The sequence below is a fragment of the Streptomyces sp. NPDC056883 genome, assembly GCF_042788835.1.
Classification (GTDB): domain Bacteria; phylum Actinomycetota; class Actinomycetes; order Streptomycetales; family Streptomycetaceae; genus Streptomyces; species Streptomyces stoeckheimensis.
The window spans coordinates 70,399-92,741 of the sequence record NZ_JBHUBS010000007.1; the positions used below are offsets into that span (position 1 = coordinate 70,399).

The window sequence follows — 22,343 nt, forward strand, 5'->3', positions numbered from 1 at the left end:
CGGTGCGGCCACTGTCGGCGGAGCCCCGTAGGGTTGGCACTGCTATGACGAAGCCCTCCCTCCCCGACCTGCTGCACGCCGCCGTCTCCGCCGTCGGCGGCACGGAGCGCCCCGGCCAGGTGGCCATGGCCGAAGCCGTCGCCGAAGCGATCGACGACAGTTCCCACCGCCTCATCCAGGCCGGTACCGGCACCGGTAAGTCCCTGGGCTACCTGGTGCCGGCCCTCGCGCACGGCGAGCGCGTGGTCGTGGCCACGGCGACGCTGGCCCTCCAGCGCCAGCTCGTCGAGCGCGACCTGCCGCGGACGGTGGAGGCGCTGCATCCGCAGCTCCGCCGCCGCCCGCAGTTCGCCATGCTCAAGGGCCGTTCCAACTACCTGTGCCTGCACCGTCTGCACGAGGGCGCCCCGCAGGACGAGGAGGAGGGCCTCTTCGACCAGTTCGAGGCGGCCGCCCCGACCAGCAAGCTCGGCCAGGACCTGCTGCGGCTGCGCGACTGGGCGGACGAGACCGAGACGGGCGATCGCGACGACCTCACTCCGGGCGTCTCCGACAAGGCCTGGGCGCAGATCTCCGTCTCCTCCCGCGAATGCCTGGGCGCGACGAAGTGCGCGTACGGCGCCGAGTGCTTCGCGGAGGCCGCCCGCGAGCGGGCCAAGCTCGCGGACGTGGTCGTCACCAACCACGCGCTCCTCGCCATCGACGCCATCGAGGGCGCCCCGGTGCTCCCGCAGCACGAGGTGCTCATCGTCGACGAGGCCCACGAGCTGGTGTCCCGGGTGACCGGGGTCGCCACGGGAGAGCTCACCCCGGGGCAGGTCAACCGCGCCGTGAAGCGTGCGGCGAAGCTGGTCGACGAGAAGACCGCCGACTCCCTGCAGACCGCGTCCGAGACCTTCGAGCGGGTCATGGAGCTGGCTCTTCCCGGCCGGCTCGAGGAGATCCCCGAGGATCTCGGCTACGCACTGATGGCCCTGCGGGACGCCTCGCGCAGCGTGATCTCGGCGATCGGCAACACGCGGGACAAGTCGGTCCACGACGAGGACGCCGTCCGCAAGCAGGCGCTCGCCGCGGTGGAGAGCGTGCACGGGGTGGCCGAGCGGATCGTGGCCGGGTCCGAGTACGACGTGGTCTGGTACGAACGCCACGACCGTTTCGGCGCCACCCTCCGGGTGGCTCCGCTGTCGGTGTCCGGCCTGCTGCGCGAGAAGCTGTTCGCGGACCGCTCGGTGGTCCTGACCTCAGCGACCCTCAAACTCGGCGGCGACTTCAACGGCGTCGCGGCGTCCATGGGCCTGTCCCCGGAGGGCGTCGAGGGCGAGGACGTGCCGCAGTGGAAGGGCCTCGACGTCGGCTCGCCCTTCGACTACCCCAAGCAGGGCATCCTTTACGTCGCCAAGCACCTGGCCACCCCCGGCCGCGAGGGCACCCGCGGCGACATGATGGACGAACTCGCGGAGCTGATCGAGGCGGCGGGCGGCCGCACCCTAGGACTGTTCTCCTCCATGCGCGGGGCGAAGGCCGCCGCCGAGGAGCTGCGCGGCCGGCTCGACAACCCGATCCTGCTCCAGGGCGAGGAGACCCTCGGCGAGCTGATCAAGGCCTTCGCAGCCGACCCGAAGACCTGCCTGTTCGGGACCCTGTCGCTGTGGCAGGGCGTGGACGTGCCGGGGCCCAGCTGCCAGTTGGTGATCATGGACAGGATCCCGTTCCCGCGTCCCGACGACCCGCTCATGAGCGCCCGGCAGAAGGCGGTCGAGGAGCGCGGCGGGAACGGCTTCATGTCCGTCGCGGCAACGCACGCGGCACTGCTCATGGCCCAGGGCGCGGGCCGGCTCGTACGGGCCACCGGGGACAAGGGCGTCGTGGCGGTCCTGGACCCCCGGCTGGCCACGGCCCGCTACGGGAGCTTCCTGCGGGCCACGCTGCCGGACTTCTGGTACACCACGGACCGCAACCAGGTCCGCCGCTCGCTGTCCGCGATCGACGCAGCGGCGAAGGCCGAGGACAAGTAGGCCGAGGACAAGCAGGGCGAGGGCAAGTAGGCCGAGGGCAAGTAGGCCGAGGGCAAGTAGGCCGAGGGCCCCGTAGACACAAAGCAGCTCCGGGACCGGCGCAGTAGGTCCCGGAGCTGGATGAGGGCGCGGGGCGTCAGACCCGGCGCAGTACCGCCACGACCTTGCCGAGGATGGTGGCCTCGTCGCCGGGGATCGGCTGGTAGGCGGCGTTGTGCGGGAGTAGCCAGACATGGCCGTCCTCGCGCTTGAAACGCTTGACCGTGGCCTCGCCGTCCAGCATGGCGGCGACGATGTCGCCGTTCTCCGCGACGGGCTGGCGGCGGACCGTGACCCAGTCGCCGTCGCAGATGGCGGCCTCGATCATCGAGTCGCCGACGACCTTGAGGCAGAACAGCTCTCCGTCGCCCACGAGCTGGCGGGGGAGGGGGAACACGTCCTCCACCGACTCCTCGGCCAGGATCGGGCCACCGGCCGCGATCCGGCCGACCAGGGGAACGTACGAGGCCGCGGGCTTGCCCGTGGTGTCCGTGGGCTGCGAGCTGGGCTGGTCGGAGCCGCGCACCTCGTACGCCCGGGGGCGGTGGGGGTCGCGGCGCAGGAAGCCCTTGCGCTCGAGGGCCATCAGCTGGTGCGCGACCGAAGAGGTGCTGGACAGGCCGACCGCCTGGCCGATCTCCCGCATCGACGGCGGGTACCCGCGCCGCTGCACCGAGTCGCGAATGACCTCGATGACCCTCCGCTGCCGGTCCGTGAGCCCGGAGCTGTCGGCGCGGATGCCTGGAGGTCGCCCTGGCAGCGAGCGTGCGGGGCGTACGGGCTCCGCCTCCGGGTTCAGACTTGCGTCGTTCATGGCATGCACCGGCTCGAGTCGGCTCTGGGAGCGGTTCTGGGCAGTGATGGTGGCACTGTCTGCGGTGGTGGTCACGTCGGCCCCTCTCGAAATGTTCTCCCTAGCTGGACAACGGTAGTAGCTTTCGAAAGGTTGCGCCAAACACACGTTCGAGTGAAAAATCGGAGATCACCCACCGTGGTCACTTCGTGAGGTGTATAGACCGCCGACGGGGCACGGACCGAACGGGGGTTCGGCTGTGGAGCCACTGCTTACGGTACCCTTCCGGGTCGGGTCGCCACCGTCCGGGTCTGCGCCCAGTGTGGCACCGAGGGGCCTGTTATCCGGCCATCGGACGCCGCGACACGCGGAGCGGTGTAAATCCACTACAACCCAAGATCTAGTGGTTGGATGAGCGCTGCCACCCAGAAGTTGTGGTCCTCGGTCTGCCGGGGTCCCCGACATCGCATATGCTTGTGGCTGCTTCGAGAGCCTCCGACAGAGCTTCGACTCTGCCGTTCAGGGGTCTCACGAGGTGATTCAGTCGTGCCAAGAGGAGGGTGAGGGAACCATGCACTGCCCCTTCTGCAGGCACCCCGACAGCCGTGTCGTCGACAGTCGCACCACCGACGACGGCACGTCGATCCGCCGGCGCCGCCAGTGCCCCGACTGCTCCCGTCGCTTCACGACGGTGGAGACGGCCTCGCTGATGGTGATCAAGCGCAGCGGGGTGACCGAACCCTTCAGCCGTACCAAGGTCATCTCGGGCGTCCGTAAGGCGTGCCAGGGGCGGCCGGTCACCGAGGACGCCCTCGCCAAACTCGGCCAGCGGGTCGAGGAGGCGCTGCGCGCCACCGGGAGCGCCGAGCTGACGACCCACGACGTGGGTCTGGCCATACTCGGCCCGTTGCAGGACCTCGATCTGGTCGCGTACCTCCGGTTCGCGTCCGTTTACAAGGCGTTCGACACACTCGAAGACTTCGAGACCGCCATCGCGGAACTCCGCGTGCCGCGGCCTCACGAAGAGTGCGAGCCCGGTGGGACCGCTCCGGTCCCCGTGCCCGCCTCCGCCGCCGACTGACCGGCCTGCCCGTTCTCCGTCGCATGCGCGTCGTGGAACGGTCGGTGGGTCCGGCGAAGAAGACGTAGATACAAGACACACAGCACCGTGCCGCGGAATAGCGCTGGCACTTTAGGGCGTTTTGCCCGCATTGGGAGGAACGGCATGACAGAGACGGCGAGCAGCTCGGCACGAGGTTCCCGCGCCAAGGGCACCAAGACTGCCAAGAGCGGCCTGCGTATCGAGCGCATCCACACCACCCCGGGCGTGCACCCGTACGACGAGGTGACCTGGGCGCGCCGCGACGTCGTCATGACCAACTGGCGCGACGGCTCGGTCAACTTCGAGCAGTACGGCGTCGAGTTCCCCGACTTCTGGTCGGTGAACGCGGTCAACATCGTCACCAGCAAGTACTTCCGCGGTGCGGTCGGCACCCCGCAGCGCGAGACCGGTCTGAAGCAGCTCATCGACCGGATCGTGAAGACGTACACGAAGGCCGGCGAGGACTTCGACTACTTCACGTCGCCCGCCGACGCGGAGATCTTCGAGCACGAGCTGACCTACGCGCTCCTGCACCAGATCTTCAGCTTCAACTCGCCGGTGTGGTTCAACGTCGGCACGCCCCAGCCGCAGCAGGTCTCCGCCTGCTTCATCCTGGCCGTCGACGACTCCATGGAGTCGATCCTCGACTGGTACAAGGAAGAGGGCATGATCTTCAAGGGCGGCTCCGGCGCCGGCCTGAACCTCTCCCGCATCCGCTCCTCCAAGGAGCTCCTCTCCTCCGGCGGCAACGCCTCTGGCCCGGTCTCCTTCATGCGCGGCGCCGACGCGTCCGCCGGAACGATCAAGTCGGGCGGCGCCACCCGCCGCGCGGCCAAGATGGTCGTCCTGGACGTGGACCACCCGGACGTCGAGGACTTCATCGCGACCAAGGTGAAGGAAGAGGAGAAGATCCGCGCCCTGCGCGACGCGGGCTTCGACATGGACCTGGGCGGCGACGACATCACGTCCGTCCAGTACCAGAACGCCAACAACTCCGTCCGCGTGAACGACGAGTTCATGACGGCCGTCGAGAACGGCACCGAGTTCGGCCTGCGCGCCCGCATGACCGGCGAGGTCATCGAGACGGTCGACGCCAAGTCGCTCTTCCGCAAGCTCGCCGAGGCCGCGTGGGCCTGTGCCGACCCGGGCATCCAGTACGACGGTGTGATCAACAACTGGCACACCTGCCCCGAGTCCGGCCGCATCACCGCGTCCAACCCGTGCAGCGAGTACATGCACCTGGACAACACGTCCTGCAACCTCGCCTCGCTGAACCTGATGAAGTTCCTCGACGACGACGGCAAGGGCAACCAGTCCTTCGACGCCGAGCGCTTCTCCAAGGTCGTCGAGCTGGTCATCACCGCGATGGACATCTCCATCTGCTTCGCGGACTTCCCGACGCAGAAGATCGGCGAGAACACCCGCGCCTTCCGCCAGCTGGGCATCGGCTACGCCAACCTCGGCGCCCTGCTGATGGCCACCGGCCACGCGTACGACTCCGACGGCGGCCGCACCCTCGCCGCGTCGATCACCTCGCTGATGACCGGTACCGCGTACAAGCGCTCCGCCGAGCTGGCCGCGATCGTCGGCCCGTACGACGGCTACGCCCGCAACGCCGAGTCGCACAAGCGCGTCATGAAGCAGCACGCCGACGCCAACGCCGTTGCGCCGCGCACTGAAGACCTGGACAACGTCATCTGGGCCGCGGCCACCGAGGCCTGGCAGGACGTGATCCGCCTCGGCGAGAAGAACGGCTTCCGCAACTCGCAGGCCTCCGTCCTCGCGCCGACCGGCACCATCGGTCTCGCGATGTCCTGCGACACCACGGGCGTCGAGCCGGACCTGGCCCTGGTCAAGTTCAAGAAGCTCGTCGGCGGCGGCTCGATGCAGATCGTCAACGGCACCGTTCCGCAGGCCCTGCGCCGCATGGGCTACCAGGAAGAGCAGATCGAGGCGATCGTCGCCCACATCGCCGAGCACGGCGTGGTCGTCGACGCCCCGGGCCTCAAGACCGAGCACTACTCGGTCTTCGACTGCGCGATGGGCGAGCGTTCCATCTCCGCGATGGGCCACGTGCGCATGATGGCCGCGATCCAGCCCTGGATCTCCGGCGCGATCTCCAAGACGGTCAACATGCCGGAGACGGCGACCGTCGAGGAGATCGAGGAGATCTACTTCGAGGCGTGGAAGCTGGGCGTCAAGGCGCTCGCGATCTACCGCGACAACTGCAAGGTCGGCCAGCCCCTCTCCGCGAAGAAGAAGGAAGAGGAGAAGGAGGAGGTCACCGCCAAGGCGGAGGACACCATCCGGACGGCCGTCGAGAAGGTCATCGAGTACCGCCCGGTCCGCAAGCGCCTCCCGAAGGGCCGCCCGGGGATCACCACCTCCTTCACGGTCGGTGGCGCCGAGGGCTACATGACCGCGAACTCCTACCCGGACGACGGTCTCGGCGAGGTCTTCCTGAAGATGTCCAAGCAGGGTTCGACCCTCGCGGGCATGATGGACGCCTTCTCGATCGCCGTCTCGGTCGGTCTGCAGTACGGCGTCCCGCTGGAGACGTACGTCGCGAAGTTCACGAACATGCGCTTCGAGCCGGCCGGCATGACGGACGACCCGGACGTGCGGATGGCGCAGTCGATCGTCGACTACATCTTCCGTCGCGTGGCGCTCGACTTCCTGCCCTTCGAGACCCGCTCGGCCCTCGGCATCCACTCCGCCGAGGAGCGTCAGCGCCACCTGGACACCGGTTCCTACGAGCCCCTCGACGAGGAGCTCGACACGGAGTCCCTGACCCAGGCGGCCCCGCTCGCCGCGGTCCAGGTCGTCCCGGTCGTCAAGCCGGTCGCGATCGTCCCGGCCCCGGCCACCAAGACGGCGCACTCCAACGCCGAACTGGTCGAGATGCAGCTCGGCGTCTCCGCCGACGCCCCGCTGTGCTTCTCCTGCGGTACGAAGATGCAGCGCGCCGGCTCCTGCTACATCTGCGAGGGCTGCGGCTCCACCAGCGGCTGCAGCTGACGAGTACGCCGCTGCCACTGAGTAGCGAGTGAAGCGGGGACCGGCCACCGGCCGGTCCCCGCTTCTGCGTGCGCGCTCAGTGGGGGAAGGTCCGGGCCGGGCGGGTGATCACTTCCTCGCGGAAGACCTCGATCTCCGAGGCGACCTGGCGCATGAGGTGGGTGTCCTCGATCCGGTCCAGGTAGAGGCAGCGGGCGGCGAGGCCGGTCAGGTCGAAGGCGAAGCACAGGGACATCAGCGGGTTCACGAACAGTTCGGTGCCCCGGGTGCGGGAGGTGAACCGGACGTCCCCGAAGGAGCCCCGGACCGCCGCCGCGATCGAGCCGTGCACGATGCTCGGGTGGTCCGGGGTGCGGTCCTGGGCATGGGCCACGGCATCGAGGTACAGGGCGCCCTCGCGGGTGTTGCGCGAGATCGAGAACGCCCCGAGATAGGCCCCGTCCCGCTCCAGGGCCGCGATGTTCTCCAGCACGAGCGAGTGGCTGATCCCGTGGTACGCGTCCACGCCGAAGCCGACCGACACGACGAGCCGCTCGGGTACGTCGTCCAGCGCTGCCAGGGCCGCCACGCTGGTCATGTCCTCCTCGGGGGTGCCGAGCCCCGCTTCGTCACCCCGCATCAGGATGTCGGTGCCCCCGTCGACCAGGACCACCGCGTCGATGTCGTGCCGGTCGATCAGGGCCCGGTAGGCGGCCCGCAGCGGCTGGACGCCGACGGATTGGAAGGCGTGCACCGTGGACGGGTAGCGGTGCAGTTCCAGCCACTGGGCCAGGGTCCGCTCGGGGAAGTACGTCTGGTGCGGTGCCGAGTCGGGGCCGACGGCGACGACGTCCGGGGCGACCCAGTCGTCGAGCGGGAGGCCGGCGAGCGCGCTGAAGGAGAGGTTCGCCAGGTGGACCTCCTTGCCCTGGTGCAGGAGGGAGAGGGCGATCGGGAGGCCGGCGTAGACGTCGAAGCCGCCTCCGGCCCCGGCGACCAGGATCCGCTCGGCCGAAGCCAGGCGGGTGAACAGCGGGTTGGTGTGGAAGGCGGGCATGGCGATCATTGTGCGGGGGCGGCCGGACGACCGCCCCCGAATATCGCGGTGCGGAGAACGGCAGAACGGGGGAGCCATGGGGAGCAGGGGCGCGGTGTGGGGCGGCGACGAGCTGGATCTCGACGCCTACCTGGAGCGGATCGGCTGGGAGGGCGGGGAACTCCGCGCCGACCTGGCCACGTTGAAGGCAGTGCACCGGGCGCACACCGGTGCGATCACCTTCGAGAGCCTGGACGTGCTGTTCGGCCGCCCCGTCGGGCTGGACGTCAAGGAGGTCGAGGGCAAGCTCGTGCACGGCCGCCGCGGCGGGTACTGCTACGAGCAGAACACCCTGCTGGCCGCCGCCCTGGAGCGGATCGGCTTCGAGGTCTCCGGACGCGGTGCCCGCAACCGCTCCCGGGGAGGCGCTCTGACCGCGGTGACGCACGCCGTCCTCGTCGTCACCGTGGAAGGGGAACCGTGGCTCTGCGACGCCGGGTTCGGCTGGCAGGGGCCGCGCGAGCCCGTGCCGCTGGCGCGCCCCGGAGCCGAAGTGCGCCAGGGGGAGTGGGTGTTCCGCGTCCGGGAGGAACCGGACGGGGTCCTCGTGCTGTGCGTGCCGCGCGAGGGTGCCTGGCGGGACCTGTACGCCTTCTCCCCGCAGCCCTACCACCCCGTCGACTACGTGGTGCTGAACCACTACAGCTCCTCGCACCCCCGCTCCGCCTTCGTCGGCCGGGTCGTCGTCCAGCGGCAGGGCGACTCCGACCGCCTGGCCCTCGTAGGGCGGGAGCTCTCGCGGCTGCTCCCCGACGGGCGGACCGAGCGGCGGGAGGTTCCGGCCGGAGAACTGCTCGCCCTGCTCGGCCGGGAGTTCGGGCTTCGGCTGTCCGAGCGGGACGCGGCGGAACTCCTTCGGATGTACCGCGCCGAGGACTGACCCGGGCCCCGCCGGGCCCGTACGATGGCGCAGTGCTGGTCAAGTGGATTCGCTGCACGGTGACGGACCGACGCGGGTTCGAGCGCGGGCAGCGCAAATGGGCGGGGCTGCCCGGCGAACCCGGATTCCGGGGGCAGGGCGGCGGCTGGAGCCGGGGCCGGCAGGGGGTGGCGCACGTCTTCACCTTCTGGGAGAGCCGTTCCTTCTACGACTCCTTCATGGCCCGCTCCCACGACCGGCTGGCCGCTTCGCAGAACGGCACCTACACCGACGCGCGGGTCACGCTCTTCGACCACCGCTTCGACGTGAAGACCGGCTTCGAACCGCGCTTCACCGACGCCGACGTCGTCCGGGTCGCCCACACCCGGGTGCGGGAGGGCCGCGTGGACCATTTCGCGCTCATGCAGGAGAAGGTCTGGAATCCGGCCATGGCGGGCTCGCCCGGCATGGTCCGGGGTCTCTTCGGCGAGGCTCCCGGCCGCGAGTTCCTGGTGCTGTCGATGTGGCACGCGGCGGCCGAACACGGCAAGTACCGGCAGGAGCGCGTCGAACGGCTGTCGCTGCGCGCCCAGATCCAGGCCGATGTGGAGGCCCTCACCGGGGACGTCGTCGACCTCGAACCGTCCTGGACGGTGTGACCGGGAGTGTCTGACGACCCGACTGTATGGTCGGCGCCGGTCTCGACCGGCGAGCCCGGTCGATGTGCCCGGCGGTGGCCGAATAGGGTCGTGGAATGGTTCGACCACGGCGCATCGTCCTTGTCCGGCACGGGGAATCGGAGGGCAATGCCGATGACACGGTGTACGAGCGGGAGCCCGACCACGCCCTCCGGCTGACCCGCACCGGGCGCGAGCAGGCGGCGGAGGCCGGCGTGCGCCTGCGCGAGCTCTTCGGGGACGAGCACGTCAGCGCGTACGTCTCCCCGTACCGCCGGACCCTGCAGACCTTCCGCGAGCTGCGCCTGGACCCGACGCGCGTCCGCATGCGCGAGGAGCCGAGGCTGCGCGAGCAGGACTGGGGGAACTGGCAGGAGCGGGAGGACGTACGGCTGCAGAAGGCCTACCGGGACGCGTACGGGCACTTCTTCTACCGTTTCGCGCAGGGGGAGTCGGGCGCGGACGTGTACGACCGGGTCGGGGCCTTCCTGGAGAGCCTCTACCGCAGCTTCGAGGCACCGGACCATCCGGAGAACGTGCTGCTCGTGACGCACGGCCTGACGATGAGGCTGTTCTGCATGCGCTGGTTCCACTGGTCCGTGGCCGAGTTCGAGGCACTCTCCAACCCGGGGAACGGCGAGTACCGGGTGCTCCTGCTGGGCTCCGACGGGCGGTACCGGATGGACCGCCCGTTTGAGCGGTGGACCACACCCGAGCCCTACGACCTGGACGGCTAGAGTGACGCGCGATGACCTCTGACTCCTCTCCCGAAGGGCGCTACGCACGCGCCATGGCCAGCCTGCGAGGGCTGGCCCTGGGCGACGCACTGGGTTCCCAGTACTTCGTCCCCGTGAACTACCCGCTGCTCAAGCGGCGCGAGCTGCCCGCCGGCAGCGATCCGTGGCAGTGGACCGACGACACCGAGATGGCCTGCTCGGTGGTGGCCGTGCTCGCCGGGCACGGCCGGGTGGACCAGGACGCGCTGGCCGCCTCCTTCGCCGCGCACCACGACTTCGACCGCGGCTACGGGCCCGCCGTGAACCGGATGCTGCGTCTGATCCGCGAGGGCGCGGACTGGCGCACGCTCGCCGCGGAACTGTTCAACGGGCAGGGCTCCTGGGGCAACGGTGCGGCCATGCGGGTCGCCCCGCTGGGCGCCTGGTACGCCGACGACCCGGAACAGGCCACCCACCAGGCGGAGATCTCCGCCTACACCACCCACCAGCACCGCGAAGCGGTGTGCGGCGCGATGGCCGTGGCCGCCGCGGCCGCGCTGGCGGCCGATCCGGCCGGGCCGCCGAAGGCCGCCGACCTGCTGGACGGGGTGATCGCGCTGGTGCCGCGGAGCGCGGTGGGCGCCGGAGTTCGGCGGGCGCGCGACATGCTCGACTACGGCGACGCGACCACCGTCGCCGCCGTACTGGGCTGCGGCCGGCGCACCAGCGCCCACGACACGGTGCCGTTCGCCCTGTGGTCGGCGGCGCGGGGCCTGGACGATTACGAGCGGGCCTTCTGGACCACCGCCCAGGTGGGCGGGGACGTGGACACCACCTGCGCGATCGTCGGCGGAGTGCTGGGCGCACGCGGGGACGCGGTGCTGCCGCAGGCCTGGCTGGCCCGGACCGAGGCACTGCCGGCCTGGCTGCCGGAGGCGGCGGAGTAGCGCACCCCTCCGTTTGTCACGGTCCTGCCACAGGCGTCTTTTGAGCCTGTTCAAAACCGCATCTGACCGGCCTACCCTGTCGGCTTCGCCTCCCCCGCCACACGGCCGGGGAGGCCGACAGGGGAGGGGAACCCGATGTCAGCAGGGAACACCGGCGCGGAGAACGCCGGTACGACGGGCGGCCCGAGCGGCGCGAGCGGCGCGGGCACGGGGGCCGCAGTCGCGCCGCCCGGCTGGGATCCCAAGGCCTGGCAGGCCCACCAGGTGCGCAAGGAGCGGGCCGCCTCCGGCGCCTGGTCGATCGCCCCGCTCGCCTGGGCCGAGGCCGCGCGCCCGGCCGCCGTGGGACCGGTACCGGCCGTCGTGCTGGGGGCCGTGCTCGCCTCCGGCCTCGCCGCCTCCCTGCTCCTCGGCGAGGGGCTCGGCCCGGGTCTGCTCCTCGCGGTCCTGCCGGCGCTCGTCGCCGCCTACGCGGCCGCCCGTGCGGCCGGCCGCAGACTGCGTCCGTGGACCGCGCTCTGGGCGCTCGGCTGTCTCGCGCTGCTCACCGTGCCCGCCCTGCGCGCCTCCGCCTGGCCGGCCGTGACGGCCCTGTTCGCGGCCCTCCTGACGGGCGCCCTGGCCCTGCACGGCAGCCGCAGGTGGCCCGGCATCCTGCTCGGCCCGGTCGGGCTGCTGGACTCCGCCGTCCTCGGGGTGCGCTGGGTCTGGAGCGGCCTGCGCTCGCGCGGCGAAGGGCGCCGCGAGCGCTGGCTGCCGGTGGCGAAGGCCGTCGTGGTGGCCGTGGTCCTGCTGGCGCTCTTCGGCACCCTGTTCGCCTCCGCCGACGCCGCGTTCGCCGACCTGCTGAGCGGACTGACCCCCGACGTCAGCGGCATGGGCGGCCCGGTCCGCTTCCTGCTGTTCGCGGTGGGCCTCCTCGTCGCGGTCGCCGTCGCCCGCGCCGCCGCCGCTCCCTCCCGCTGGGACCGGATCGAGGTGCGCCCGGGCAAGGCGCGCTCACGGGTGGAGTGGGCCCTTCCGCTCATCGTGCTGAACCTGCTCTTCGCCGCCTTCAACGCCGTCCAGCTCGCCGTCCTCTTCGGCGGTTACCGCAAGGTCCTTGAGGCCACCGGCCTCACCTACGCCGCGTACGCGCGCCAGGGCTTCTGGCAGCTGCTCTGGGCCACGCTGCTCACCCTCGCCGTCATCGCGCTCGCCCTGCGCTGGGCCCCGCGCGACGGAGCCGGCGACCGGCGGCTGGTGCGCGTCGTGCTCGGCACGCTCGGCGTGCTCACCCTCGTGGTCGTCGCCTCGGCGCTCCGCCGCATGGACCTGTACGTGGACGCGTACGGGCTGACCAGGCTGCGCCTGTCGGTGGCCGGTGTGGAGCTGTGGCTCGGGCTGGTCATCGTACTGATCATGGCCGGCGGGCTGTTCGGCGCGCGCTGGCTGCCCCGCGCGGTCGCGGGGAGCGCCGTTGCGGCCGTACTGGCCTTCGGGCTGATGTCCCCGGACGGGGTGATCGCGGAGGGCAACGTCACGCGGTACGAACAGGACGGCAAGATCGACCTGGCCTACTTCCAGTCGCTGTCGGCGGACGCGGTACCCGCCCTGGACCGGCTGCCCGAGCCCCAGCGCTCCTGTGCCCTGCGCGGGATCGCCAGGGACCTGGCGGCGGCGGGCCGGACGCCCTGGTACGCGACGAGCCTGGGGGAGCGCCGGGCCCGGGAGATCCTGAGCGAGCGGGGGGTGAGCGCCTCGTACGAGCAGTGCAAGGGCCTGGGAACCTTCGGCAGCCGGATCGAGCACTAGGCCGAAGGTGCCGGACCAGGCCCGCGCGGGGCCCGGCGCGGAAGCTTCCCGCGCCGGGCCCTTCGTACGGGACTGCGTGCTCAGGCGGCCGGACCGGCCTTCGCGGCGGCTCCGTTCAGGGCCTCCAGGTCGCTCGGGCGCACGCGGATCACCAGCAGCGCGGTGAGGAGCGCGATCCCCGCCATCACCACGGCGGCGATGAAGGCGGTGGCGATGCCCCGGGTGAGGACGAGGTCCCCCCAGGGGTCGGGCAGCCGGCCGGTCTTCAGGAACGCCTCCAGTTGTCCCGGGTCGGCGTGCGCCTGGAAGTCCGGGATCTGTCGGGCGGCCTCGTTGCGGCCGGCGGTGCCGAAGACGGTGACCAGGATGGACAGTCCGAGCGAGCCGCCGACCTGCTGGCTCGCGTTGAGCAGTCCGGAGGCCGCACCCGCTTCCTGCGGGGCCACTCCGGAGACGGCGGTGAGGGTGAGGGTGACGAAGTTGAGGCCCATGCCGAAGCCGAACAGCAGCATCGGGCCCAGCACCCCGGACAGGTAGGAGCTGTCGGTCTCGATGAAGGACAGCCAGGTCAGGCCGGCGCCGGTGAGGGCGGATCCGATGACCATGAACGGCTTGGGACCGAAGCGCGGCAGCAGGCGCTGCGAGAGTCCGGCGGCGGTGATGATGGCGGCCGTGATCGGCAGGAAGCCGATGCCCGACCGGATCGGGGAGAAGTCCAGGACGTTCTGCACGAACTGGACGATGAAGAAGAACATCCCGAACATCGCGGCGGCGAGGCTGAGCATGATCACGTAGGTCCCGGTGCGGTTGCGCGAGGCGAACATGCGCAGCGGGATGATCGGATCGGTGGCCCGGGACTCTACGAGCGCGAAGGTCGCGAGCAGCAGGACGGCCACGCCGAACGAGCCGATGGTCACGCCGTCGCGCCAGCCGTCCTGGGACGCGCGGATGAACCCGTAGACGAGCGCGGTCATGCCTCCGGTGGAGGTGAGCGCTCCGGCGATGTCGAAGCGGCCCGGATGGCGCTCGGACTCGTTGATGTAGAGCGGGGTCAGGAAGGCGATCAGCAGACCGATCGGCACGTTGACGAAGAAGACCCACCGCCAGTCGAGCCATTCGGTGAGCATGCCGCCGGCCAGCAGGCCGACCGCGCCGCCGCCCGCGGAGACGGCGGCGAACACGCCGAACGCGCGGTTGCGTGCGGGTCCCTCGGCGAAGGTCGTGGTGACCAGGGCGAGGGAGGTCGGCGAGGCGATGGCGCCGCCGACGCCCTGGAGGGCCCGGGCGGCGAGCAACTGCCAGGACTCCTCGGCGAATCCGCCGAGCAAGGAGGCCAGGGTGAAGAGCAGGATGCCGGTCAGGAAGACGCGGCGGCGGCCCAGGATGTCGCCGGCGCGGCCGCCGAGCAGCAGCAGCCCGCCGAAGGCGAGCGTGTAGGCGCTGATCACCCAGGACAGGTCGGTGGTGGAGATGGCCAGGTCGGTCTGGATGTGCGGGAGCGCGATGTTCACGATCGTCGCGTCGAGGACGACCATGAGCTGGCAGGCGGCGATGACGGTGAGCGCCACTCCCGGGCGCCCCCCTCGGCGGGCCGCGGCCGGTATCCGGAGTGTGGAGAGCTGAGGAGTTGTCACTGTGGGTCCCCCCAAGTGAAATAGTGAACGCAATCGTTCACGGCGGTTCCACGGTAGGGAGACAGCCTTAGTGAACGCAAGCGTTCACTAAGGCTGAAAATGTGTGCGACGTACGCATGAGCCGGTCGGAGGTAACGGGAGTGGTGGGTTCACGCCGGCCGGTGGCGGCCCCGGGTCGCAGGCGCGGACCCGAACTCGAACGGGCGATCCTCGACGCCGTGTTGGAGCAGTTGGGCACCGACGGCTGGAACGCCCTCACGATGGAGGGCGTCGCCTCGGGGGCGCAGACGGGCAAGGCCGCGCTGTACCGCCGCTGGCCTTCGAAAGCGGACCTGGTGGCCGAGGCGCTGCGGATGCGGCTGCCCCCGCTCGGCCGGATTCCGGACCTGGGGTCGGTGCGCGAGGACCTGTACGCGGTGTGCGTGCGGATGCGGGACGTCATGCGGTCGCGGGCCGGGCAGGCACTGAGGACGGTGCTTCACGAGTGCGATCACATCCATGCGGAACGGTTCCGCGACCTGGTCCGGGCCGGGCTGTACGAACCGGCGCACGGGCTGATCGGCGAGCTCGTGCGCCGAGGAATCGCCCGAGGGGACGTCCGGCCGGACGCGACCGGTCCGCTGCTCGTCGAGGTCATCCCGGCGCTGATGATGTACCGCGCGAAGGTGTGCGGGAGCGAATGGGCGGACGCGGAAATCGCCGAGATGATCGACGGCGTGATGGTGCCGCTGCTCAGGGTGTGAGACGGGGCGGGGTGGGTGGCGCGGCGCCGAGGTGGCCGGGGCGCGGCGGGAAGGGGGCGGCGGCGCGGCGGAGAGGGGGCGGGGTGTGCAGGCGGCCCGGGGCGGCGTAACCTTGCTGGCGCCATGCCGTACGAAGCACCCACTCACACCGTCGAACGCTCCCTCCGAGCGACCACCGGCGCCAAGGTCATCGCCGGGGTCGACGAAGTCGGACGAGGGGCCTGGGCCGGTCCCGTCACCGTCTGCGCGGCGATCACCGGCCTGCGCCGGCCGCCCGCGGGACTCACCGACTCCAAACTGCTCACCGCCAAACGCCGTGATGCGCTCGTCGGCGTCCTGGAGGACTGGGTCACGGCCTACGCCCTGGGCCACTCGTCCCCCGAGGAGATCGACGAGCTCGGGATGACCGCCGCCCTGCGCCTCGCCGCGGTGCGCGCCCTGGAGGCGCTGCCCGTGCGGCCCGACGCGGTGATACTCGACGGCAAGCACGACTACCTCGGTGCGCCCTGGCAGGTCCGGACGGTGATCAAGGGCGACCAGTCCTGCGTCGCCGTCGCCGCGGCCTCGGTGATCGCCAAGGTCCGGCGCGACCGGATGATGGCCGAGATCGGCGAACAGGGTGGCGGAATCGAGGACTTCGCTTTCGCCGCCAACGCCGGATATCCCTCGCCCGTGCACCGGGCGGCACTGGACGAGCAGGGGCCGACCGCGTACCACCGGCTCTCCTGGTCCTACCTCGACGCGCTGCCCCGCTGGAGCCACCTCAAGAAGGTGCGCCGCAGCGAGGAATCGATGGAGCTGGAAAACGGAGGCCAACTCGGCTTCGATTTCTGATCGCACGCACGTGCCACCAACCGGTACGTTTCGCACCGGTGTTTGATGAATGTCAGCTCATGCCTCTCACCCCCGCCCCCGAGGAGCCTCAGATTCACGAGAGTGCCCAGGGTCCCCGCGTCACGCCGGCCGCGAGCCGCAGCGCGCAGACCCCCCGCCCCGTACCCGGTCCGCGTCCCGCCCCGAGGCCCGCGCCGCCCGCGCCGCGGAAACCGCAGGCCACCCCCGTTCCCGTAGCCGCCGCACCTTCGGTCTCGGCGGCCGTCCCGCAGATCCAGCTGATCCCGGCATCCGCCGAGGGCGCGCTGGACGCGGCCGAAGAGGCCGTGGACCTGCTGCTCGACACCGGGCGGGCGCCCGGTGACATCCTGGTGCTCACCACCGGCGACCCGCACCCGTGGGCCGCGCACGAGCTGTCCTTCGGCGAGGCCGCGTACTGGGCCCTGCACGATGCCGGGGACGACGTCTTCTACGCGGACGCGGCGCAGGTGCAGCGCGCGGCCGGCCGTCCCGTCGTGGTCTTCGCGGCCAACGGCGGACTCGTCTCGGCGGCAGCCGGAGCCCTGCCGGTCGCGCTCGCGCGAGCCGGTGCGCTCCTGATCGTGTGCGGCGAGCCGCAGCAGATCAACTCCGTGCTGGGTGCGGGCGTCTGACGCTCCGTACTCCCGCACGGTCGAGGGGTGGGGCGGGCCGCTGGCCGGCCCTGCCGAAGTCCGAGGCCTGACCAGCCGTACGCCCGTTCCGGGTGTACGGCCGTTGGTCGTTCCCGGGTACGGGGCCCTGCGGGCTCAGCGCGCGGCGGTGCGGCGCAGGGCCTCCGTGGCTCCGCCGCCGCTGCGCAGGGAGAGCGGCCCGAACTCGGACGGCGCCTCGCCGAGGCGCTCGGGCCGGGACTCCGAGCTGGGGCTCCGGCCGCCGCGTCCCTCGCCCAGCACCTGCCAGCCACCCCGGGTCAGCGTGATGTACGCGCCGCAGCGCAGCCCGTGCAGGGTGCAGGCGTCCCGCAGCCCCCACATCCAGGCCCCGTCCTCCTCGGTCCAGCGCTCGTCGCCGTCGCGGCAGAACAACAGCACGGCGGTCCGTACCGGGGTCCGGCGCCGCAGGTCGTGCGGAATGACCCGGCGCAGCCGGGAGAGCAGGGCGTTGCGGTACTCCCAGCCGTCGGCCGCGGTGGAACGCTGCACGAAGGAGGCGCTGGCCACGAGCCGCTCCTCGGGCCCCAGGACGGCGATCACCGCCGTGGACGGACCGGGGCTGTGCCGTGAATGCAGCCCGCTGACGACCTCGCGCGGATTGCGCAGCAGGGGGACGCCCGACGCCGTCCACTCGGAGGGTTCCAGCAGTCTGCCGTGCCGGCTGGCGCGGCCGGTTGCCATGGTCAGGGACGTGGTCGAGGGCGGGGCGAATCCGAAGGTCACGGTCCTCCCTTCGGGTACACGCCCGGGTACGGGCACAGCTGGAGTGCGGGCGCGCCGCGGCACGGCTCAGGAGAGCGCCGTCGAGCCGAGCGGGAGCAACACAATTCTCGCGTGGCCCGTGAGCATGCGGCAACGAGCAATTGGAGCCGCCGACCGGAATTCGCCGGTATGCCGTTCATATCCTTGCCCCGCCACGCCGAAGATGACTCATTCCGTCCGGGCCGGAGCGCGGGCACCAGGGGAAACACATCCTCGGCTGCCGGTCCGGAGTGGCGGTCGCGTGGCGGTCGCGCGGCGGCGCGGACGGGTGGTGGGCCGCACGTCACGCTGGGTGAATTGGCCGATTGTCCTAGGCATCGGGTTGCATGGGGGGATGGACAACCTGGAGCTCCGCGCTGAAGCCGATGCCATCCTCGCTGAGCTGGTCGGTGCCCCGGGGGGCTCGGCGCGGCTGCGGGAGGACCAGTGGCAGGCGGTGTCGGCCCTGGTGGAGGAGCGCCGACGGGCCCTGGTGGTGCAGCGCACGGGGTGGGGCAAGTCGGCCGTGTACTTCGTGGCGACGGCTCTGCTGCGCCGTCGAGGCGCCGGCCCGACCGTGATCATCTCGCCGCTCCTGGCGCTGATGCGCAACCAGGTCGATGCGGCGGCACGGGCCGGGATCCAGGCACGGACGATCAACTCGGCCAACCCGGAGGAGTGGGAGACGATCTACGGGGAGGTCGAGCGGGGCGAGACCGACGTTCTCCTCGTGAGTCCGGAGCGCCTCAACTCGGTGGACTTCCGGGAACAGGTGCTGCCCAAGCTCGCGGCCACGACCGGCCTGCTGGTGGTCGACGAGGCCCACTGCATCTCCGACTGGGGCCACGACTTCCGCCCCGACTACCGCCGGCTGCGCACCATGCTCGCCGAGCTCGCCCCCGGCGTGCCCGTGCTCGCCACCACCGCGACGGCCAACGCACGGGTCACGGCGGACGTGGCCGAGCAACTGGGCACGGGAGGCGGGGGCGCCCTGGTCCTGCGCGGCCCGCTCGACCGCGAGAGCCTGCGGCTGGGCGTGCTCGAGCTGCCGAACGCGGCGCACCGGCTGGCCTGGCTGGGGGAGCGGCTCGGGGACCTGCCGGGCTCGGGGATCATCTACACGCTGACGGTGGCCGCCGCCGAGGAGGTCGCGGCGTTCCTGCGGCAGCGCGGGTATCCGGTGGCCTCCTACACGGGGAAGACGGAGAACGCCGACCGGCTGCAGGCCGAGGAGGACCTGCTCGCGAACCGGGTGAAGGCGCTGGTGGCGACGTCCGCGCTGGGCATGGGCTTCGACAAGCCGGACCTCGGATTCGTGGTGCACCTGGGCTCTCCCTCGTCCCCGATCGCCTACTACCAGCAGGTGGGGCGTGCGGGGCGCGGCGTGGACCACGCCGACGTGCTGCTGCTGCCGGGCCGGGAGGACGAGGCGATCTGGGCGTACTTCGCTTCGGTCGGGTTCCCTCCCGAGGAGCAGGTCCGGCGGACCCTGGACGTGCTGGAGCAGGCGGGCCGTCCGTTGTCGCTGCCGGCGCTGGAGCCGTTGGTGGATCTTCGGCGGTCGCGGCTGGAGACGATGCTCAAGGTCCTGGACGTGGACGGCGCGGTCAAGCGCGTGAAGGGCGGCTGGGCCTCCACCGGTCAGCCGTGGGCCTACGACGCAGAGCGGTACGAACGGGTGGCCCGGCAGCGGCAGGCCGAGCAGCAGGCCATGCGGGACTACGTGTCGACCACGGGATGCCGGATGGAGTTCCTCCAGCGGCAGCTCGACGACGAGAAGGCGACCCCCTGCGGCCGCTGCGACTCCTGCGCCGGGCCCTGGCTCGACCCCGCCGTGTCCCACGGTGCCCTCGATGCGGCGACCGGCGAGCTGGACCGCCCCGGGGTCGAGGTCGAGCCCCGCCGCATGTGGCCCTCGGGCATGCCCGCGGTCGGCGTCGACCTCAAGGGCCGCATCCCCGTGGGCCAGCAGGCGGCCACGGGGCGCGCGCTGGGCCGGCTGTCGGACATCGGCTGGGGCAACCGCCTGCGCCCGCTCCTGTCGGAGCAGGCCGCGGACGGCCCGGTTCCGGACGACGTGCTGGCGGCCGTGGTGACGGTGGTGGCCGACTGGGCCCGTTCGCCGGGCGGCTGGGCCGGTGGGGCGATGGCCCGGCCCGTGGGAATCGTGGCCATGCCCTCCCGCTCCCGCCCGCAGCTGGTGGGCTCGCTCGCCGAGGGCCTGGCCCGGGTCGGCCGGCTCCCGCTGCTGGGCAGCCTCGCCTACACCCCGCAGGCCGGCGAGTACGGCGCGCACCGCAGCAACTCCGCCCAGCGGCTGCGCGCCCTGGCCGCCTCGTTCGCCGTCCCCGAGGAGCTCGCCGCCGCCCTGGCCGCCACCCCCGGACCGGTCCTGCTCGTGGACGACTACGCCGACTCCGGCTGGTCCCTGGCCGTGGGGGCACGCCTCCTGCGCCAGGGCGGGGCCGACATGGTGCTCCCCCTGACCCTTGCTCTGGCGGGCTGAGGGAACACCGGCGCGCGGGGCACTCGTACCCCCCCCATCAACGGGTAGTCCGCGGCAACCGTTCGCCAAGTCAAGACCGGACCCGGCTTCGTAGGATCCTCGGAGGAGGGTTGAGCGGCGATGCCGCTTGGCCTCCTTTGCCGACTCCTCGGGGGTGAACCGGACCAAGAGCTGCGCGACTTCACGGCCGATGCCGGCGGGAATTCGAGATTGCTTGCCCAATGCGCGACCGGGCTCGTGGAAGAAGGGCTCGCAAAGGAGCGTGGGAGAACGGTCGGGCTGACGGAGCGCAGGGTCCCGGGCCGCGTGGTGGCGTTCGTGAAGCGTCTGCTGGGTGATCTCGGCCTGGACTGTCAGAGATTCCTCAAGGTCGCCGCGGTCTTGGGCAGGTCCTGCATGCTGGAGGACGCTTCCAGAATGCTGGGAAAATCCACCGCCAGCCTGCTTTCGTCCTTGGATGAAGCGATCTCCTCGGGTTTCGTCGTTGCGGCGGAACGCCAACTCGTATTCCAGAGCGTGGATGGCCGACCGGCCGGCCGGTCCGCCCCAGGAGCTGCGGGCGACTCGGGCGAGGTCTGCTCGAAGCCCCACGGCCTGATCATGGACGGAAGGTCGACAGCCGGAATCCGTACGGCGGAGCGCGTCCTGTCCGGCTCCACGAGTTCGGCTTCCGCCCGGCTCGATGCGGAGGCCTCCGTGATCCTGGGGTACTCCCTGCTCGGCATGGAGGAGGCGGCCTGCGCGAACTCGCGGACCCGTCGGCCGTCCATCCGGAAGTACTGCAGGCCCTCGTCCAGCGTCCGGACGCTGGTCGGGGTCCGGCTGCCGCCGGCCGGGACGCTGATCAGCTCGTGCTGGTCGCCCCGGGTGAGCAGCGAAGTGGCGAATATGCCGCGGTCGTTCGGGGCCGGGCCGAGGACGACGGCCCCGGCGCCGCCACCGAACAGGATGGCGGTCCGGCGGTCGGAGTAGTCGAGGATTCGGGGGTGGATGTCCGCGCCGATGACCAGTCCGCAGCGGTCGCCGGGCTCGGTGCAGAACATCCGCTCGGCGACCGTCAGCGCGTACACGAAACCGCTGCACACCGCGTTCAGGTCGAAGGCCGCCGCGTTCACCGCCCCCAGCCGGTGCTGGACGATGCTCGCCGTGGACGGCTGCGGGTGATCCGGCGTGGACGTGTCGACGACGATGTACGCGAGCTCCTCGGGCCCGACACCCGCTTGGTCTTGCGGACGATCCATTCGCCAGTGACCCCGGCCCGTCAATGAAAGCATGACCGGCCGGTGTTGTCCGCTGAATGTCTCACTCGGTTGAGTAGTAGGCAGGTTGGCGCCCCGTGGATAGAATCTAAGCATGCTGATCAGTGACGTGATGACGGTGAATTCGTGAAATTGCGCATGCCAGTAAGGGATTGATTATGAGAATGGCCGTCACCTCGACCCGGAGATGAGAGCACGACCGTCAGTCATCTCGGGGCAGCCGTGGATACGACTGCCATCGACGCCGTGATCAGTGACTTCTTCGGCCGGCGCCGAGCCGAAGCCGACGCGCTCGGCCAGGACTTCGCGGCCGTGGTCGCGGAGCTGGAGAACTACGTCCTGAGCGGCGGAAAGTGTGTCCGACCGGTCTTCGCCTGGCTGGGCTGGATCGGGACCGGCTCGACCAGGACGATCCGGGCACCGCAGCCGTGTTGACCGCCTGCGCGGGGCTCGAACTGCTGCACGCGTCGGCCCTGATGCACGACGACATCATCGATGCGTCCGACACCCGCCGCGGTCGTCCCGCCGCACACGTGGCCACCGCATCCCTGTACCTCGGGCTGGCCGCCCTGCTCGACAACGCCGACGATCTGACCGGGCAGGCCATCGGCCTGTTCAACTACGGGTCGGGCGGCGTCGCCGAGTTCTTCGCCGGAGTCCCGGTCCCGGGCTACCGCGCGCACCTGCGCCGAGCAGCACCGCGAGGCGATCGCCCGGCGCCGGGCGATCGGCTACGCCGACTACCGGGAACGCCACGAGCACCCCTTCCCGGTCGACGGCGGCGACCACCCCGCGCCGAGGGAGACCACCGGGCCGTACCGGCTGGCCGGGCTGTTCGGGCACAAGCGGGTGTACGAGCCTAGGTATCGGGAGTTATCCACAGGGGTTTCTGAATC

At 71.2% G+C, this 22,343-nt stretch carries 19 protein-coding genes; 14 read left to right on the forward strand and 5 right to left on the reverse strand.

Annotated features, from left to right (window positions below; all coding sequences use genetic code 11):
- Positions 1-44 precede the first annotated feature (44 nt).
- On the forward strand, positions 45-2,015 hold the full coding sequence (locus ACFRU2_RS19215) for an ATP-dependent DNA helicase (protein WP_382973431.1): 1,971 nt from the start codon (positions 45-47) through the stop codon (positions 2,013-2,015).
- 136 nt (positions 2,016-2,151) lie between these two features.
- Here ACFRU2_RS19215 and lexA read toward each other — a convergent pair whose 3' ends face one another.
- A complete protein-coding gene (gene lexA, locus ACFRU2_RS19220; RefSeq protein WP_214953278.1) occupies positions 2,152-2,943 on the reverse strand; it encodes a transcriptional repressor LexA in 792 nt (263 codons plus the stop codon).
- Between the two features lie 475 nt (positions 2,944-3,418).
- On the opposite strand from lexA, the gene nrdR reads away from it, so the two are divergent.
- Positions 3,419-3,928 (forward strand): transcriptional regulator NrdR, encoded by a 510-nt coding sequence (nrdR, locus tag ACFRU2_RS19225; protein WP_250748823.1) that lies wholly within the window; start codon positions 3,419-3,421, stop codon positions 3,926-3,928.
- Positions 3,929-4,072: 144 nt separating this feature from the next.
- Complete coding sequence (locus tag ACFRU2_RS19230; protein ID WP_382973436.1) at positions 4,073-6,967, forward strand: vitamin B12-dependent ribonucleotide reductase; 2,895 nt, start codon at positions 4,073-4,075, stop codon at positions 6,965-6,967.
- 76 nt (positions 6,968-7,043) lie between these two features.
- Here ACFRU2_RS19230 and ACFRU2_RS19235 read toward each other — a convergent pair whose 3' ends face one another.
- Positions 7,044-8,003, reverse strand: coding sequence for a DUF1152 domain-containing protein (locus ACFRU2_RS19235; protein WP_382973439.1), 960 nt, complete (start codon positions 8,001-8,003; stop codon positions 7,044-7,046).
- Positions 8,004-8,079: 76 nt separating this feature from the next.
- Between ACFRU2_RS19235 and ACFRU2_RS19240 the strand changes: the two genes are divergently transcribed.
- The 5 genes from ACFRU2_RS19240 to ACFRU2_RS19260 all read left to right on the forward strand — a co-directional run bounded on the left by ACFRU2_RS19240 (position 8,080) and on the right by ACFRU2_RS19260 (position 13,035).
- A complete protein-coding gene (locus tag ACFRU2_RS19240; RefSeq protein WP_382973441.1) occupies positions 8,080-8,922 on the forward strand; it encodes an arylamine N-acetyltransferase in 843 nt (280 codons plus the stop codon).
- Positions 8,923-8,954: 32 nt separating this feature from the next.
- On the forward strand, positions 8,955-9,560 hold the full coding sequence (locus tag ACFRU2_RS19245) for a YdbC family protein (RefSeq protein ID WP_250748831.1): 606 nt from the start codon (positions 8,955-8,957) through the stop codon (positions 9,558-9,560).
- Between the two features lie 95 nt (positions 9,561-9,655).
- A complete protein-coding gene (locus ACFRU2_RS19250; RefSeq protein ID WP_250748834.1) occupies positions 9,656-10,315 on the forward strand; it encodes a histidine phosphatase family protein in 660 nt (219 codons plus the stop codon).
- A gap of 11 nt (positions 10,316-10,326) precedes the next feature.
- A complete protein-coding gene (locus ACFRU2_RS19255; protein WP_382973444.1) occupies positions 10,327-11,241 on the forward strand; it encodes an ADP-ribosylglycohydrolase family protein in 915 nt (304 codons plus the stop codon).
- 135 nt (positions 11,242-11,376) lie between these two features.
- The gene (locus ACFRU2_RS19260) at positions 11,377-13,035 is read left to right on the forward strand and encodes a DUF4173 domain-containing protein (RefSeq protein WP_382973446.1); all 1,659 of its coding nucleotides are present in this window, start codon (positions 11,377-11,379) and stop codon (positions 13,033-13,035) included.
- An 80-nt stretch (positions 13,036-13,115) separates the two neighbouring features.
- On the opposite strand, the gene ACFRU2_RS19265 is transcribed toward ACFRU2_RS19260, so the two are convergent.
- Positions 13,116-14,669 (reverse strand): MFS transporter, encoded by a 1,554-nt coding sequence (locus ACFRU2_RS19265; RefSeq protein WP_382973449.1) that lies wholly within the window; start codon positions 14,667-14,669, stop codon positions 13,116-13,118.
- A 140-nt stretch (positions 14,670-14,809) separates the two neighbouring features.
- Here ACFRU2_RS19265 and ACFRU2_RS19270 point away from each other — a divergent pair, with 140 nt between their 5' ends.
- From ACFRU2_RS19270 to ACFRU2_RS19280, 3 genes are all read left to right on the forward strand, one after another.
- Positions 14,810-15,412, forward strand: coding sequence for a TetR/AcrR family transcriptional regulator (locus tag ACFRU2_RS19270; protein ID WP_382973451.1), 603 nt, complete (start codon positions 14,810-14,812; stop codon positions 15,410-15,412).
- A 123-nt stretch (positions 15,413-15,535) separates the two neighbouring features.
- Entirely contained in the window at positions 15,536-16,246 is a 711-nt protein-coding gene (locus ACFRU2_RS19275; protein WP_382973454.1) for a ribonuclease HII, read from the forward strand.
- Positions 16,247-16,305: 59 nt separating this feature from the next.
- Positions 16,306-16,899, forward strand: coding sequence for a hypothetical protein (locus tag ACFRU2_RS19280; RefSeq protein ID WP_382973457.1), 594 nt, complete (start codon positions 16,306-16,308; stop codon positions 16,897-16,899).
- A 135-nt stretch (positions 16,900-17,034) separates the two neighbouring features.
- Here the strand turns inward: ACFRU2_RS19280 and ACFRU2_RS19285 are convergent, their stop codons facing one another.
- Positions 17,035-17,664, reverse strand: a complete 630-nt coding sequence (locus ACFRU2_RS19285; RefSeq protein WP_382973460.1) for a hypothetical protein — start codon at positions 17,662-17,664, stop codon at positions 17,035-17,037.
- Between the two features lie 373 nt (positions 17,665-18,037).
- Between ACFRU2_RS19285 and ACFRU2_RS19290 the strand changes: the two genes are divergently transcribed.
- Entirely contained in the window at positions 18,038-20,188 is a 2,151-nt protein-coding gene (locus tag ACFRU2_RS19290; RefSeq protein ID WP_382973462.1) for a RecQ family ATP-dependent DNA helicase, read from the forward strand.
- A gap of 353 nt (positions 20,189-20,541) precedes the next feature.
- On the opposite strand, the gene ACFRU2_RS19295 is transcribed toward ACFRU2_RS19290, so the two are convergent.
- Positions 20,542-21,429, reverse strand: coding sequence for a 3-oxoacyl-ACP synthase III family protein (locus tag ACFRU2_RS19295; RefSeq protein ID WP_382973465.1), 888 nt, complete (start codon positions 21,427-21,429; stop codon positions 20,542-20,544).
- A 240-nt stretch (positions 21,430-21,669) separates the two neighbouring features.
- Between ACFRU2_RS19295 and ACFRU2_RS19300 the strand changes: the two genes are divergently transcribed.
- Positions 21,670-21,882, forward strand: coding sequence for a hypothetical protein (locus tag ACFRU2_RS19300; protein ID WP_382973467.1), 213 nt, complete (start codon positions 21,670-21,672; stop codon positions 21,880-21,882).
- Positions 21,879-22,310 carry a hydroxymethylglutaryl-CoA synthase gene (locus ACFRU2_RS19305; protein ID WP_382973470.1) on the forward strand — a complete coding sequence of 144 codons (432 nt, stop codon included), beginning with the start codon at positions 21,879-21,881 and terminating at the stop codon, positions 22,308-22,310. The genes ACFRU2_RS19300 and ACFRU2_RS19305 overlap by 4 nt, the downstream gene beginning before the upstream one ends.
- Positions 22,311-22,343 lie beyond the last annotated feature (33 nt).

Coding starts and splice junctions, on each gene's coding strand:
- ACFRU2_RS19250 (WP_250748834.1), top strand. CDS start 9,656: ATGGTTCGACCACGGCGCATCGTCCTTGTCCGGCACGGGGAATCGGAG.
- ACFRU2_RS19215 (WP_382973431.1), top strand. CDS start 45: ATGACGAAGCCCTCCCTCCCCGACCTGCTGCACGCCGCCGTCTCCGCC.
- ACFRU2_RS19255 (WP_382973444.1), top strand. CDS start 10,327: ATGACCTCTGACTCCTCTCCCGAAGGGCGCTACGCACGCGCCATGGCC.
- ACFRU2_RS19235 (WP_382973439.1), bottom strand. CDS start 8,003: ATGCCCGCCTTCCACACCAACCCGCTGTTCACCCGCCTGGCTTCGGCC.
- ACFRU2_RS19280 (WP_382973457.1), top strand. CDS start 16,306: ATGCCTCTCACCCCCGCCCCCGAGGAGCCTCAGATTCACGAGAGTGCC.
- ACFRU2_RS19230 (WP_382973436.1), top strand. CDS start 4,073: ATGACAGAGACGGCGAGCAGCTCGGCACGAGGTTCCCGCGCCAAGGGC.
- ACFRU2_RS19295 (WP_382973465.1), bottom strand. CDS start 21,429: ATGGATCGTCCGCAAGACCAAGCGGGTGTCGGGCCCGAGGAGCTCGCG.
- ACFRU2_RS19290 (WP_382973462.1), top strand. CDS start 18,038: ATGGACAACCTGGAGCTCCGCGCTGAAGCCGATGCCATCCTCGCTGAG.
- ACFRU2_RS19260 (WP_382973446.1), top strand. CDS start 11,377: ATGTCAGCAGGGAACACCGGCGCGGAGAACGCCGGTACGACGGGCGGC.
- ACFRU2_RS19240 (WP_382973441.1), top strand. CDS start 8,080: ATGGGGAGCAGGGGCGCGGTGTGGGGCGGCGACGAGCTGGATCTCGAC.
- ACFRU2_RS19275 (WP_382973454.1), top strand. CDS start 15,536: ATGCCGTACGAAGCACCCACTCACACCGTCGAACGCTCCCTCCGAGCG.
- nrdR (WP_250748823.1), top strand. CDS start 3,419: ATGCACTGCCCCTTCTGCAGGCACCCCGACAGCCGTGTCGTCGACAGT.